This is a genomic window from Candidatus Acidulodesulfobacterium acidiphilum (genome assembly GCA_008534395.1).
GTDB classification, from domain to species: Bacteria; SZUA-79; SZUA-79; order Acidulodesulfobacterales; family Acidulodesulfobacteraceae; genus Acidulodesulfobacterium_A; species Acidulodesulfobacterium_A acidiphilum.
Window position 1 is genome coordinate 1 of sequence record SHMQ01000046.1, and the last position, 13,809, is coordinate 13,809.

General features: G+C 36.7%; 14 protein-coding genes. All 14 read left to right on the forward strand.

Annotation, left to right across the window (positions count from 1 at the left end; all coding sequences use genetic code 11):
- Window positions 1-300, forward strand: a 300-nt coding sequence (locus EVJ48_09590) for a cell division protein FtsH (protein ID RZV37031.1), incomplete at its 5' end; no start/stop codon positions are given.
- A gap of 156 nt (window positions 301-456) precedes the next feature.
- Window positions 457-1,680, forward strand: coding sequence for a dihydropteroate synthase (gene folP, locus EVJ48_09595; protein RZV37032.1), 1,224 nt, complete (start codon window positions 457-459; stop codon window positions 1,678-1,680).
- Window positions 1,681-1,717: 37 nt separating this feature from the next.
- Window positions 1,718-2,539, forward strand: a complete 822-nt coding sequence (locus tag EVJ48_09600; protein RZV37033.1) for a TIGR00159 family protein — start codon at window positions 1,718-1,720, stop codon at window positions 2,537-2,539.
- A gap of 35 nt (window positions 2,540-2,574) precedes the next feature.
- The gene (locus EVJ48_09605; protein RZV37034.1) at window positions 2,575-3,237 is read left to right on the forward strand and encodes a hypothetical protein; all 663 of its coding nucleotides are present in this window, start codon (window positions 2,575-2,577) and stop codon (window positions 3,235-3,237) included.
- 70 nt (window positions 3,238-3,307) lie between these two features.
- Window positions 3,308-4,672: a phosphoglucosamine mutase gene (locus tag EVJ48_09610; protein RZV37035.1), complete on the forward strand. Its 1,365-nt coding sequence runs from the start codon at window positions 3,308-3,310 to the stop codon at window positions 4,670-4,672.
- Between the two features lie 36 nt (window positions 4,673-4,708).
- On the forward strand, window positions 4,709-5,455 hold the full coding sequence (locus tag EVJ48_09615; GenBank protein ID RZV37036.1) for a pyridoxine 5'-phosphate synthase: 747 nt from the start codon (window positions 4,709-4,711) through the stop codon (window positions 5,453-5,455).
- Between the two features lie 12 nt (window positions 5,456-5,467).
- On the forward strand, window positions 5,468-5,833 hold the full coding sequence (gene acpS, locus EVJ48_09620; protein RZV37037.1) for a holo-[acyl-carrier-protein] synthase: 366 nt from the start codon (window positions 5,468-5,470) through the stop codon (window positions 5,831-5,833).
- Between the two features lie 186 nt (window positions 5,834-6,019).
- Window positions 6,020-7,666, forward strand: a complete 1,647-nt coding sequence (locus EVJ48_09625) for an NAD(P)H-hydrate dehydratase (GenBank protein RZV37038.1) — start codon at window positions 6,020-6,022, stop codon at window positions 7,664-7,666.
- A 62-nt stretch (window positions 7,667-7,728) separates the two neighbouring features.
- A complete protein-coding gene (locus EVJ48_09630; protein RZV37039.1) occupies window positions 7,729-8,202 on the forward strand; it encodes a CBS domain-containing protein in 474 nt (157 codons plus the stop codon).
- 15 nt (window positions 8,203-8,217) lie between these two features.
- Window positions 8,218-8,679, forward strand: coding sequence for a tRNA (adenosine(37)-N6)-threonylcarbamoyltransferase complex ATPase subunit type 1 TsaE (tsaE, locus tag EVJ48_09635; protein RZV37040.1), 462 nt, complete (start codon window positions 8,218-8,220; stop codon window positions 8,677-8,679).
- A 33-nt stretch (window positions 8,680-8,712) separates the two neighbouring features.
- Complete coding sequence (lpdA, locus tag EVJ48_09640; GenBank protein ID RZV37041.1) at window positions 8,713-10,164, forward strand: dihydrolipoyl dehydrogenase; 1,452 nt, start codon at window positions 8,713-8,715, stop codon at window positions 10,162-10,164.
- A 91-nt stretch (window positions 10,165-10,255) separates the two neighbouring features.
- Window positions 10,256-11,482 (forward strand): aspartate kinase, encoded by a 1,227-nt coding sequence (locus EVJ48_09645; protein RZV37042.1) that lies wholly within the window; start codon window positions 10,256-10,258, stop codon window positions 11,480-11,482.
- 36 nt (window positions 11,483-11,518) lie between these two features.
- Window positions 11,519-13,132 (forward strand): citramalate synthase, encoded by a 1,614-nt coding sequence (locus tag EVJ48_09650; protein ID RZV37043.1) that lies wholly within the window; start codon window positions 11,519-11,521, stop codon window positions 13,130-13,132.
- A 15-nt stretch (window positions 13,133-13,147) separates the two neighbouring features.
- Window positions 13,148-13,792: a hypothetical protein gene (locus tag EVJ48_09655; protein ID RZV37044.1), complete on the forward strand. Its 645-nt coding sequence runs from the start codon at window positions 13,148-13,150 to the stop codon at window positions 13,790-13,792.
- The last annotated feature ends 17 nt before the right edge of the window (window positions 13,793-13,809 follow it).

Genomic DNA, 13,809 nt, shown 5'->3' on the forward strand with positions numbered 1-13,809 from the left:
CAGCACAAGGATTATTCCGAATCTACGGCAGTCTCTATAGACCAGGAAGTTAAAGAAATTATTACTTCGAACCATGAAAGGGCAAGACAAATATTAACGGAAAACATAGATATCCTTAAAGATATTTCGTTAAAATTAATAGAAAAGGAATCTTTAAGCGGAAAAGAGATAGACGAGATTATTATCGCCCATAAACCCGATTACAAAACCAACGAGTCCGAATCCGAAGAGGAAAAAGCCGATCAGGCGCAAGGCGGTAAAGACGGGGAAAGCAATGAAGGAATAGACATAGAAGATTAAACGGCCGACTATAAATGCAACCTTAATATTCACAAAATTGCCGATAGAAAATTATTCCAGTGTTTATATAACATTAAAGCCGTTTTAACGATTTTTATCGGCATTTTTAGGATATTTATTAAAGCCGATATAAGTTTTATACAAGGTTTATATTTTATGAAAGCTTATCTTGTCGATATTTTAGACAGTCATATTGCCGGCAGCGAATTATCCAGAATAGGGGTTTCCGCTACCGGCAGAATGATTATGGGGGAAAAATTAAAATATATAATAATAAAACTGAAAAACATAAATGCAACCGCGCTCAATATCCTTAAGCAGGAAGCCCTCGGCATAGGCGCCGAAGTAGCAAACCACAAAGACGTTATAACCGGTAAAATTCCGGTTTCGGATTCCATTTTATTCGGAACGCCTGTTCAATTAAGAATTATAGTAAAAAAAATCAAATTGCAGCAGTTCGGTTTAAACGAACTTTCCAACGAACTTGAAAATATATTAGTGGAGTGCGACAGGTCTTTTAAAAAAAACAATCCGAGGAAAATTAAAACAAAAACACAGGATAAAGATATAGTTTTTAACGGCAAGACCTATATAATGGGTATTTTAAACGTTACCCCCGATTCTTTTTCCGACGGAGGAAAATTTTACGATTATAACGATGCTATAAAAAGAGGTATAGAAATAGAAAAGGAAGGCGGCGATGTTATAGACGTAGGCGGAGAATCTACGAGACCTTATTCGGAAGAAGTAGATATACAGACGGAAATAGACAGGGTATGTCCGGTAATAGAGAAATTATCGAAAACCGTTTCGGTACCTATTTCCGTCGATACCAGAAAGCCTGCAGTTGCAAAAGAAGCATTAAAAGCCGGTGCTTCTATAATAAACGACGTTTCCGGATTATCTTACGATGCGGAAAATATGGCTAAAGTATTATTGGATTTCGACGCTCCTTATGTAATGATGCATTCCAGAGAAAAAAAACCGGAAAATATGCAGAATGATATCGAGCATTACGACGATATTTTTTTTGAAATACTGGTTTATTTTAAAAAAAAATTGGAATATTTGGAGCTTAAAGGCTATAATACGGACAACGTTATAATAGATCCGGGATTCGGTTTTGCAAAAACTTTAGACGATAATTATAATCTTTTATCGGGCATTACTTCCTTTAAATCTCTAGGTAAACCCTTATTGGCGGGCGTTTCAAGAAAATCTTTCGTAAAACATATAGCTAAAAACGATAAAAGTACTATTTTAAGCGGCAGCGTGGCGCTTGCTTCCTATCTAAAAATAAAAGGCGCCGACATCGTCAGGGTGCACGACGTTAAGCAGACCTTTTCGGCTTTATCTTTGTTGGAAAAGATAAATTTGTAAATTTAAATAAAAATAAACAATATCGATAAAAGTAAATATGTTTTCTCTCCTGAATAACTTCGGATGGCGCGATATATTAGATATAATTATAGTCGCTTTTATAATATACAGGGTTATCACCCTTATTAAAGGTACCGGAGCATTTCAGGTATTAATAGGGCTTATTATAGTTTTTGCAATTTTTTTGTTTGCGGTAATATTTAAACTTTATGCCACCGAGTATATATTCGGCAATTTTTTAAGTTCGATTATAATAGTAATAATAGTTCTTTTTAGAAACGAGATAAGGCGGGCGCTTATCGAAGTAGGGAAAAATCCTTTTGCGGTCGCCCAGAATAAATTAGAAAGGGTAAACCTTGTAGAAGAAACTTCCAAAGCCGTTTTCGAACTTGCTTCAAAAAAAATAGGCGCTATTATAGTTTTTGAAAGAAACGTGTTTCTTGGAGATTATTTAAAAATAGGGGTTAAATTAGATTCTATCGTGTCTAAAGAGCTTCTTATAAGCATATTTACTCCTCCTTCTCCCCTGCACGACGGCGCCGTTATCATTCAAAAAGGCAGGATTGCAGCCGCTTCCTGTTACCTGCCGCTTTCTACGGAAGATAACATAAGCAAAAAGCTTGGAACAAGACACAGGGCGGCCATTGGTCTTTCTGAACTTACCGATGCTTTTTCCGTCGTAGTTTCGGAAGAAACCGGAAAAATTTCTATTATCAGGTCAAAAAAAATATCGGGAGTCGATAATATAGAAGATTTAAGAAACGGACTTTTAAAACACTTAAAATATTACGAAGACCACGGCCATGTTTTTATAAAGTCGATTTCCGACCTGCTGTTCGGAAAATCGGTCGATAAGTAAACTTAAAGCAAAATCAGAAAAATAAATAAACAAAAATGAACAGATACCTAGAAAACCTTATTAAAAAAAATTTTTGGCTAAAGATTTTTTCCTTAATTTTTGCCGTAATAATATGGGCTTACGTCGTGGGCGGAACAAAGCAGGACGAGGTTGTGACCGCAGGATTAATTATCAAAAATCTTCCCAAAGGTTATGCCGTCAGCAACTTTATGCCGAAAAAGATTCGCGTAAAATTAAGGGGTTCTAGAATCGACCTTATGAAAATAAATAAAAAAATTTTTTTTCAGATTAACGGTTATTCTCTTCTCGCAAAAAAAAATACTATAATTCTTGGCAGATCTTATTTAAATCTTCCTAACGGAATTAAAGTTATTAAAATAAGCCCGCGAATAATTCCGGTTATAATTAGCAGAATTACGACAAAATATATAAAAATTTTGCCGATAACGTCCGGATTACCGCAAAAAGGTTATGTTTTAAAGCATATAAGCGTTTTGCCACAATATGTTCCGGTTAAAGGTCCGCGTGATATAGTTAATCATCTTTCGGTAATTACTACAATGAAAATAAATATCGATAATATAGATAAAAATAAAACACTGTCAGTTTCCTTAAGAAAACCTACAAATTTAGTAAAAATTTTGTATAATAAAAAGGTTAACGTTAATTTAACAGTAATAAAAAGTTCAAAAAAATAAAAATATAAAAGTTTAAAAGCGGTTAAGAATTTATATCTATATATGACGGTATAAAGGGGGAATAGGTACTTTGGGAGGCAGAAAATTATTTGGTACCGACGGCGTAAGAGGGCAGGCGAACAGATATCCTTTGACGTCGGAAGTTGCTTTAAAATTAGGCAAAGCGTTGGTTAAAGTTTTAAAACCGAACGGAAAAGGATTGAAAATAGTCATAGGAAAAGATACCAGAATTTCCGGATATATGCTGGAAACGGCTCTTTCTTCCGGCATATGCTCTATGGGAGCCGACGTTTATCTTGTAGGGCCGCTTGCCACGCCCGGAGTAGCGTTTATAACGTCCAGTATGAGGGCGGACGCAGGTGTCGTTATTTCGGCTTCGCATAACCCTTTTTACGATAACGGTATTAAATTTTTTGACGGCGGCGGATTTAAATTCGACGATGAAGTAGAAAAAAAAATAGAAGATTTATTTTTTAATTTTGATTTCGACGATAAAGGTCCGACCGGAATTCATATAGGAAAAGCCCACAGAATAGACGATGCCGCCGGAAGATACGTTATTTTCGCAAAACTCTCTTTTCCTAAATATTTAACTTTAAACGGGTTAAAAATAGTTATAGACTGTGCCAACGGCGCTAATTATAAAGCGGCTCCGGAGGTTTTTGCGGAGCTTGGAGCCGAAGTTATACTCGAAGGCGTAAGTCCGGACGGCGTTAATATTAACGACGGATGCGGTTCCATGCATCCCGAAAAATTAAGCGGTTCGGTAAAAAAACACGGTGCGGACGTAGGTCTGGCTTTCGACGGCGACGGTGACAGGGTAATTTTTTGCGACGAAAACGGAAAAACTTTGCAGGGCGACGAATTCCTTGCAATTTGCGCATTGCAGATGAAAAAAGAAGGGTGTCTTAAAAACGAAGGCGTAGTTACGACGCCTATGTCTAACGTAGCTTTAGAGATATTATTTAAAAAACATGGGATAAAAACTATTTATGCAGACGTAGGCGACAGGTATATTATGGAAAAAATGCTGAAAGACGGCTATAATCTCGGCGGAGAGCAGTCCGGGCATATAATATTTTTAGACGATATTAATACCGGGGACGGCATAATTTCGGCATTAAAACTTCTGTCGGTTATGGTAAAAACGGGTACGCCGCTTTCGGAATTAAGAAAAATAATAAATCCTTATCCCCAAGTACTATTTAACGTCGACGTGCCTTATAAGAAAAACTTAGAAGAACTGCCCGAGGTTTCAAAAAAAATTGCGTATTTCGACGAAATTTTAAAAGACAGAGGAAGAATATACGTGCGTTATTCCGGAACCCAAAATTACTTAAGAGTACTGGTAGAAGGAGAAGACGCCTGCGAAATAAACAGCATAGGCTCAGAAATAAAAGAAGAAATAGAAAAAGGTTTCGGCATAGATAAATAATGTCTAAATATAGCCGGATAAAAGGGAGAATTAAATATGAAATTAGGCGTTAATATAGACCATATTGCGACGCTGAGGAATGCAAGGGGAGAAAATTTTCCTTCTCCCGTACATGCGGCTTTCGTCGTTTTAGAAGCCGGCGCTTCAAACGTCACGTGTCATTTAAGGGAAGACAGAAGGCACATAAGGGATAACGACGTAAGAATCATATCCGAATTGACTAAAAGATTAAATCTGGAAATGTCTGCGGACGACAAAATCGTTCAAATAGCCCTCGATATTATGCCAAGGAGCGCTACCATAGTTCCCGAAAAAAGAAAAGAATTGACGACGGAGGGCGGACTCGACGTGGCAGGCGACGTAAAACGCTTTAAAAATATCACGGAATCTTTTAAGTTCAAATCCATAGACAGCATTGCTTCGGCATTCATAGAACCGGACGTAAGGCAGGCAGAGGCGGCTAAGGAAGCAGGATTCGATTTTATAGAAATACATACCGGAAGATATGCGGGTGCCGCAACGGAATCCGAAAGGATGAAAGAACTAAAAAGAATAAAAGAAGCAGTCGGATATGCTTTAAAAATCGGACTTAAGGTTAATGCGGGTCACGGACTCGATTATAAAAATATATTCGATATTGCATTAATAGAAGGTTTCGAAGAGTTTAACATAGGATTTTCCATCGTATCTAAAGCCGTTTTCGAAGGGCTTGGACGTGCGGTCGAAAAAATGCTCGATATAATAAAAGCGGCAGACTTTGCCAAATTAGAAAAAAGCAAATAAATACGATGCAAAATGATTAACGGAATAGGCATAGATTTAATATCCGTAGATAAAATTAAAAAAGCTATAGAAATGCGAGGCGAAAAATTTTATTCGCGGGTTTTTTCCGACACGGAATCGGATATAATAGAAAAAATAAAAAGCAGAAACGAAAAGAGGGCATTTGAAAAAGCCGCAGGATATTTTGCGGCGAAAGAAGCTTTTTTAAAGGCTTTAGGCAAGGGTCTTTTCTCTATTCCTTTAAATAAAATTAAAATTTTAAACGACGAAAGCGGACGGCCCTATATAAATTTAGATTCCGGCTTGTTTGATAATATTTCGGCTAAAGTAAGTATAACGCACGATAAAGGTTTTGCGTGCGCCGTAGTAATATTGTAAAATTTAGTTTAAATTAAATCTTTAATCCTGCGCAAAAAACCTCTTGAATATGTTATAATGGCTAGAAAAATTTGTAAGAAAAAGGTGTCAGATTTTATTTTACGCATACTGAAAGAAACAATTAACGATAAAAGATTTTGAGTAAAATTAATCTGACACCTTTTTCTATAAAGTAAAAATTTAAATATGGAACTTTATTTTTCGGATAATTTAAAAAAAATAGACGAAGAAAGCTATTCGGCTTTCGGTTATTCCGAAGACATTTTAATGGAAAATGCCGGCGGCGGATGTTACAGGGAATTTTTGAAACTTTACGATAAAGATTTCCTAAAAAAAATCTCTATTGCCGTAATTTGCGGCAAAGGGAATAACGGCGGAGACGGTTTCGTATTTTCAAGGTATCTTTTTAACTCCGGTTTTAACGTAAATATCGCCGTTCTTGCCGAAAAAGCGTCCTATAAAGGAATTGCCGCGAAAAACTTAGATATATTGATAAAGCTGGGAGCGTCCATTATAGAGGTGCCGTCGGAAGATAAAATTTCCGATTTAGAAAACATGTTGGAAAAGTCGAACGTCGTTGTAGATGCTATATTCGGCGTGGGCTTAAACAGAGGATTAACGGGATTTTTTAAAAAGGTTATAGAGGTTATTAACGAAAAAAATAATTGCGGCGGAAATCCGGAATGTTTAAAAAAAATAGAAAGCGGATACGATATTATATGCATAGACGTTCCGAGCGGTTTGAACGCAGATACCGGCGAAATTATGGACGCCGCGATTACTAAAAATATTAAACAAATTTTTACCTTCGGAGGCTTAAAAACCGGTTTTTACATAAACGACGGCGAAAAGATGCTTCTTAACGAAAAAACCGTTTTAATCGATATAAATCAGCCGCGTCAATTATTAAAAAAATATGCTTCGGGCGTAGAAATAATTACCGAAAAAGAGATTTCACGCTGTTTCAAAGAAAGAAAAAAAACGGCTACCAAATTCGATTACGGCCATCTTCTCGTTGTAGCGGGAAGTTCGGGAAAAACAGGTGCGGCTTACATGTCTTCTCTTGCAGGTTTTAAAGGCGGCGCAGGTTTAGTTACTGCGGCGGTACCGGAGAAACTGAACGATATTATGGAAACAAAAACGGACGAAGTTATGACCTATCCGGTATATGACGACGGCAGAGGTTTTTTTATCGAAAAAGGAGCAGAAATTATTAAAAACGATTTGCTGAAAGGAAAAAATGCGGCGGTTATAGGCCCAGGCATAGGACTTGAAGAAGAAACTAAAGTTTTTTTGCGCAAACTTTTGTCCGAAATAAATATTCCGTCGGTTTTAGATGCAGACGCATTAAATATTTTGTCTGAAGATACCGATATTTTAAAACAAACGGCAAATAAAACCGATTTAATCTTGACGCCCCATTTTAAAGAAATGGAACGGCTTTCTGGTATAGACCGTCATATTATAGAAAAGGACCCGATAAACATAGGAAAAAAATTCGTTAAAGAATTCGGAGTATATTTGGTGCTGAAAAGTTCAAGCATGTTTATATTCGACAAAAACGGCGAACATGTATCTGTGCAGTGCGGACATAGTTCATTGCTTGCAAGCGGCGGAAGCGGAGACGTACTCGGCGGTTTAATAGGAGGTTTTATATCGGGAGGATTAAGTTTATATATGAGTATGAAATGCGCCGCTTTTATTTTAGTTTATTCGGCAAAAAATCTTGAAAAAAAATACGGATATTTCGGCGCCGGTGCGGTAAAAATTGCCGAAAACGTACCTGTTTCGATTAATTTTATGCTGTCCGAAACAAAAGAGCAGAATAGATAATAAAGATAGCATTATAAATTTTAAAAATAATAAAATAAAAAACTATAAAAAAGGAGTTATCAATGATTACTGCGGGCGATATTATGACAAAAAACGTCATAGTTTTAAATGAGGAAGACGATATTAAGAAAGCGTCCGACATTTTTCTAAAATATAAAATAAACGCTATTCCTGTAGTAAATTCCGATAAAAAATTATGCGGGATAGTATCGGAAACAGATTTGGTATATCAGGAATCTAATCTTCACATTCCTACGCTTTTTACTATTTTCGACAGCATATTTTATCTCGGATCGTCTAAGCATTTTAAAGAGGACGTAAACAAAATAACGGCGACGAAAATTAAAGATATTATGAACAAAGACGTTTTTTACGCTAAAGAAGCTGAAGATATTTACGATCTTGCAACGGTAATGGCGGATAAAAAATTTTATTCCATTCCTATCGTAAACGAGGGCAAAGAGATTATCGGCATCGTTTCCAGATATGATATTATTAAAGCTATGTCGCAGTCAAACGCAAAATCCGGCAAATAAAAATAATAATTTAAAATGGGAAATATTCAATCTTTCGAGTCTAATTCGCCTGAAGATACTGAATCTATTGCCGCCGAATTTGCAAAAAAATTAAAACCTTTCGATTTTATAGCTTTAAACGGACGCCTCGGTGCAGGAAAAACTAAATTTACGTCCGGAATTATAAGATTATTATGCGAAAACGGCGACGTTACCGCAGTAAGTCCGACCTATTCTATTATGAATAAATATTCATGCGGCGGCGGCATAGTAAATCATTTTGATTTTTACAGGCTTAAAAGCGTTTACGACCTTGAAACCTGCGGTTTTTTCGATTCTTTAGGCGGTAAAAACTTGACTATAGCGGAGTGGACCGATACCGTAAAAATAGATTATACAAAATACATCGCTGGAAACTATTATTCGGTTAATATTAAAATGGACCCTGACAAAAAAAATAAAGAAAAACGATATATAGAAATAGAAAAAATTTTATAAATAAAATATAATTTATTTTTTGCGATATATTTTATGTTTATAAACGGAGGTGCGTTTTTGGAAAAATTTGACGTTTGTATTATAGGAGGCGGTCCCGCAGGTTACGTGAGCGCATTGAAATGCGCTATTAACGGTTTGTCGGCGGCAATAATAGAAAAAGAAAGATTCGGCGGCACATGTTTAAACAGAGGCTGTATTCCGACGAAGGTTCTTTATTCTAAGGCAAAATTTTTAAAAAAATTAAAAAATCCCGAAAGAGGTTTTACGATTAACGGATTTAATTTTAATTACGAAGAAATTATAAAGTATAAAGACGAAGTCGTTTTAAACCTTACGGGCGGCGTAGAAAAATTATTAAAAGCCAGAAAGGTAAATATTTTTTACGGCTCCGGAAAAATTAAAGGGAAAAACTGTGAAAAAGGGTTTTCGATAGACATTGAAGGCAGGGATGGGAAGGATTCAAACGCGGAAATTGCGGCGGATAACGTTATAATTGCTACAGGTTCGTCGCCTTTTATGATACCGGCTTTCAATATAGACCATAAAAATATTATAACTTCCGACGAAGCTCTTTCTTTAAACGCAATACCTAAGTCTTTGATTATTATCGGAGCAGGAGTTATAGGTTGCGAATTTGCTAATATTTTTTCGGAATTCGGCTGTTCTATTAAAATGATAGAACTTCTGCCTTCTATTTTATCCACAGAAGACAAAGAAATTTCCAGATTTATAGATAAAAATTTTAAATCCAGAAATATCGAAGTTAAAACAGGAGCGGAAGTTAAAAGTATTAATTCCTCAGCCGACGGCGCCGAAGTAGAACTGGCAACGGGCGAGAAATTTTCCGCCGAAAAAGTTCTTGTTTCCATAGGCAGAAAATTAAATACTTCCGGTTTGGGACTTGAAGAAATAGGCGTCGCAATGGATAAAAGAGGAAAAATAGAAACCGATATACATAACGAAACTAACATAAAAGGAATTTATGCCTGCGGCGATATAATCGACGGACCTATGCTTGCCCATAAAGCGTCATACGACGGAGTGATAGCCGCCGATAATATTGCGGGAATAACTAAAGAAAAAGATTACGGCGTACTTCCTTGGTCGGTTTATACCAATCCTTCAATAGGAACGGTCGGACTAAGGGAAGGCGACGCAGGACTTTCGGAAATAAAATATTCAGTGGGACGTTTTTCGTATGCGGCGAGCGGCATGGCGCTGGCAATGGAAGAGTCCGAAGGATTTTTAAAAGTCGTGGTAGAATCGGAAACTAAAAAAATACTCGGCGCTACCGGAATAGGAGCCGATATTCCAGAACTGATCGCCGAAATTGCTTCCTATATGCATTTCGGAGGAACTGTTTTAGACATAGAGTGGACTATTCATTCTCATCCTACGCTGTCGGAAATAGTGCCTGAGGCGGCTCTTGATTCTATAGGAGAAGCTATTCATAAATTTAATCCGAGAACTGCAAAAAAAGCATAAAAGTCGGTATTAAATGTAAATGGAGCAAAAAAAGATAATAAGTACAATAAAATAATAATACGGAATAAATAAAATAAAGGAAAAATAATTTATGGCGCTTATAGTTCAAAAATTCGGCGGAACTTCAATGGGAAGCATTGAAAGAATAAAGCAGGTCGCCGGACGGGTAATAAAGGAAAAAAATGGAGGCAACGACGTAGTCGTAGTAGTCAGCGCAATGAGCGGCGAAACCAACAGGCTTCTTGACCTTGCCGTAAAAATGGGCGGAAAGCAGGACGACATGGAAACCGACCTTATAATATCGAGCGGCGAACAGATAAGTTCCGGACTTTTATCGCTTGCTTTAAGAAATGAAGGTTACGATGCAGTTCCTATGCTTGGACATCAGGTAAGAATAACTACGGACGAATCTTACGGAAAAGCAAGAATATCTTCGATAGACTCCGAAAATATACGCAGGATGTTAAAAAGCGGAAAAATAGTAGTAATAGCCGGTTTTCAAGGAATAGATTGCAACGGATTCATAACGACGCTGGGAAGGGGAGGGTCGGATACGACAGCCGTTGCGGTAGCCGCCGCCGTTAAAGCCGATAGATGCGATATATTTACCGACGTGGACGGAGTTTATACCGCCGACCCCAATATAGTTCCGGATGCCCGGCGATTGGACGTCGTTTATTTCGACGAAATGATTGAAATGTCCAGTCTGGGCGCAAAAGTTCTCCAGATAAGGTCTGTAGAATTTGCCATGAAATACGGCGTCAATCTTTTTGTGAAATCTACCTTTGTCGATGGGAACGGCACTCAAATAAAATTTATAGGAGAAGAAGAAAGTATGGAAGAATTGCAGGTTTCAAGCGTAGCATGCGATAAAGACGAAGCTAAAATTTCTATAAGGGGAATTCCCGACAGGCCGGGTATAGCGGCAAAGATATTTTCCAAAATATCGGCGGCTAATATAGTAGTAGATATGATTATTCAGAATATATCTATCGAAGGACACACGGATTTAACCTTTACGGTATCTAAAAAAGATTTAAAAAAAGCTTTGGAAATTACCGAAGAACTTGCTAAAGAACTTAACGCAAAAGAAGTTTTAAGCGACGATAAGATTGCAAAAGTTTCGGTAATAGGCGTGGGCATGAGAAATCATTACGGAACGGCTTCTACAATGTTCGACGTTCTTGCTAAAGAAAATATAAACATTATGATGATTTCAACGTCCGAAATTAAAATATCATGCGTGATAGACGCAAAATATGCCGAACTTGCCGCCAGAATACTTCACGATGCATTTAATCTCGGCAGGCAGAATTAAAAATATAATAAATTTATAAACATTAAACATTAATAAATGAATAAGGTTTCGGAACAAAAAAAAATAGAAATTTACGATACTACATTAAGGGACGGCACCCAGGGAGAAGGTTTTTCCTTATCTATAGACGATAAATTAATGATAGCCGACATTCTTGACGAACTAGGGATAGATTTTATCGAAGGAGGATTTCCTGCCTCAAATCCTAAAGATAAAAAATTTTTTGAATCTGCTTCTAAAAAGAAATTAAAACATTCTAAATTAGCCGCTTTCGGAAGCACCAGAAAAAAAAACGTCAGAGCAAAGGATGACGCCGGATTAATAGTGCTTGGAGAAACCGACGTTAATTACATTACTATTTTCGGCAAATCTTGGGATCTGCACGTAGAAAGCGTTTTAAAAATATCTTTGGAAGAAAACTTAGATATAATATCGGATTCGGTAGAATTTTTAAAATCATGCGGAAAAAAAGTATTTTTCGATGCGGAACATTTTTTCGACGGATTTAAATACAATGAAGATTATGCCGTAAAAACCTTAAGCGTCGCAATTTCGGCAGGAGCGGACAAAGCTGTTTTATGCGACACCAACGGCGGCTGTCTGCCGGACGATATAAGCAAAATCGTAAATAAGATTAAGGTTAAATATAAAATAGATATAGGCAGGCTCGGCATACATACTCATAACGATACGGATTGCGCCGTAGCAAATTCTATAGCCGCAGTTTTAGAAGGAATAAAACACGTTCAAGGAACCATAAACGGTTACGGCGAAAGGACGGGAAACGCCAATTTATCTTCTATTATCCCCAACCTTGAATTAAAAGCCGGATTTAATACCATAGGCAAAGAAAAACTTAAAAACCTTCTTAAAGTAAGCAGGTTAATAGATGAAATTTCAAACAATACTTCGGCTAAAAATATGCCTTACGTTGGAGAAAGCGCATTTGCGCATAAAGCCGGGCTTCACGCAAACGCCGTTCTTAAAAATCCTTCTTCATACGAACACATTGATCCGTCATTCGTCGGTAATGCCAGAAGATTTTTAATTTCCGATTTATCCGGCAAAAGCAATATAACCGCAAAAGCAAAAGAACTCGGTATAGATATCGGCGATTTATCGGAATCGCAGGAATCGGAACTTTTAAACAAAATTAAAGAATTAGAAAATTTAGGTTTTAATTTTGAAAGCGCGGACGGTTCCTTTAAAATCCTTTTGGATAAATATTCTTCAAAAGATTACGGGAATAAAGAATACTTTAAACTTTTATCTTTCAGGGTCAACATAGAAAAAACTTCCGATAAAAATATTTTCAGCGAAGCGGTAGTAATGATAGAAGTAAAGGGTAAGACGGAACACACGGTAGCGGTAGGGGACGGTCCCGTAAACGCATTGGATAACGCATTAAGAAAAGCCCTTGTTAAGTTTTATCCCGTTCTCGACGAGATGAAACTTACCGATTTTAAAGTCAGAGTTATAAGCGGCAAAGCAAAAACCGGAACGGCTTCTCTTGTAAGGGTTTTGATAGAGTCTTCGGATAAAGAGGAAAAATGGACGACGATAGGAGTATCTGAGAATATTATAGAGGCTTCTTATATAGCTCTCGCAGACGGCATAATTTATAAACTCGATAAAGATAAAGAAAAATAAAGGCGGAAAATAATAATGACGGATTTTGATAACGTAAAAGAAACCGGTTTTTTTAAGGCTTTATATTTAACATGGAAAAAATCTCTTTTCAGCCCGGAAATATTTTACGAAGAGTTGAATAATACAGGCGGACAGGAAGAAAAAAGCATATCTAAGCCTTATTTTTACGCCCTTTTGTTTACATATATAAATTTGGTGTGTTCTTTCTTCTGGGAAGTTGTTTTTTTTAAGATAGGGTTTTACAGAAATTATACAGTTTTGCCTAAAATACCGCTTTTCTTCGAGAATAAAAGTTTTATAGATATGTATATAATTATAGGCGTTATATTTCTTCTGTTTATACTTGGAATTTTATATACAATTTTTCTAATAATTCTTACTATCATAGTCCATGGATTCGTTATGCTTATGGGAGGCAAACATGGAATAAGAAATACGTTCAGAATAATAGGCTATGCTTCGGGCGTCGGAGTTTTTTCCATATTTCCGATATTTGGATACAATATATCAGCCGCATGGTTCGCCGCTCTTTTAATTATAGGAGTCAAAAAAACCAACGGCCTATCGACGTCAAGGTCTATAATGACGCTTTTACTGCCGTTTATTTTCCTCTCTTTAATATTAGTAGTCTTTTTAATAAAGATATTGACGGTAAGGTAAGTAAGGGTTGAGGCGGG

What these genes read in the sequence shown, in the direction of transcription:
- acpS (RZV37037.1), top strand. Translation starts at nt 5,468, where the DNA reads ATGATTAACGGAATAGGCATAGATTTAATATCCGTAGATAAAATTAAA.
- EVJ48_09650 (RZV37043.1), top strand. Translation starts at nt 11,519, where the DNA reads ATGAATAAGGTTTCGGAACAAAAAAAAATAGAAATTTACGATACTACA.
- EVJ48_09645 (RZV37042.1), top strand. Translation starts at nt 10,256, where the DNA reads ATGGCGCTTATAGTTCAAAAATTCGGCGGAACTTCAATGGGAAGCATT.
- EVJ48_09625 (RZV37038.1), top strand. Translation starts at nt 6,020, where the DNA reads ATGGAACTTTATTTTTCGGATAATTTAAAAAAAATAGACGAAGAAAGC.
- lpdA (RZV37041.1), top strand. Translation starts at nt 8,713, where the DNA reads ATGTTTATAAACGGAGGTGCGTTTTTGGAAAAATTTGACGTTTGTATT.
- EVJ48_09655 (RZV37044.1), top strand. Translation starts at nt 13,148, where the DNA reads ATGACGGATTTTGATAACGTAAAAGAAACCGGTTTTTTTAAGGCTTTA.
- EVJ48_09600 (RZV37033.1), top strand. Translation starts at nt 1,718, where the DNA reads ATGTTTTCTCTCCTGAATAACTTCGGATGGCGCGATATATTAGATATA.
- folP (RZV37032.1), top strand. Translation starts at nt 457, where the DNA reads ATGAAAGCTTATCTTGTCGATATTTTAGACAGTCATATTGCCGGCAGC.
- EVJ48_09605 (RZV37034.1), top strand. Translation starts at nt 2,575, where the DNA reads ATGAACAGATACCTAGAAAACCTTATTAAAAAAAATTTTTGGCTAAAG.
- EVJ48_09615 (RZV37036.1), top strand. Translation starts at nt 4,709, where the DNA reads ATGAAATTAGGCGTTAATATAGACCATATTGCGACGCTGAGGAATGCA.
- EVJ48_09630 (RZV37039.1), top strand. Translation starts at nt 7,729, where the DNA reads ATGATTACTGCGGGCGATATTATGACAAAAAACGTCATAGTTTTAAAT.
- tsaE (RZV37040.1), top strand. Translation starts at nt 8,218, where the DNA reads ATGGGAAATATTCAATCTTTCGAGTCTAATTCGCCTGAAGATACTGAA.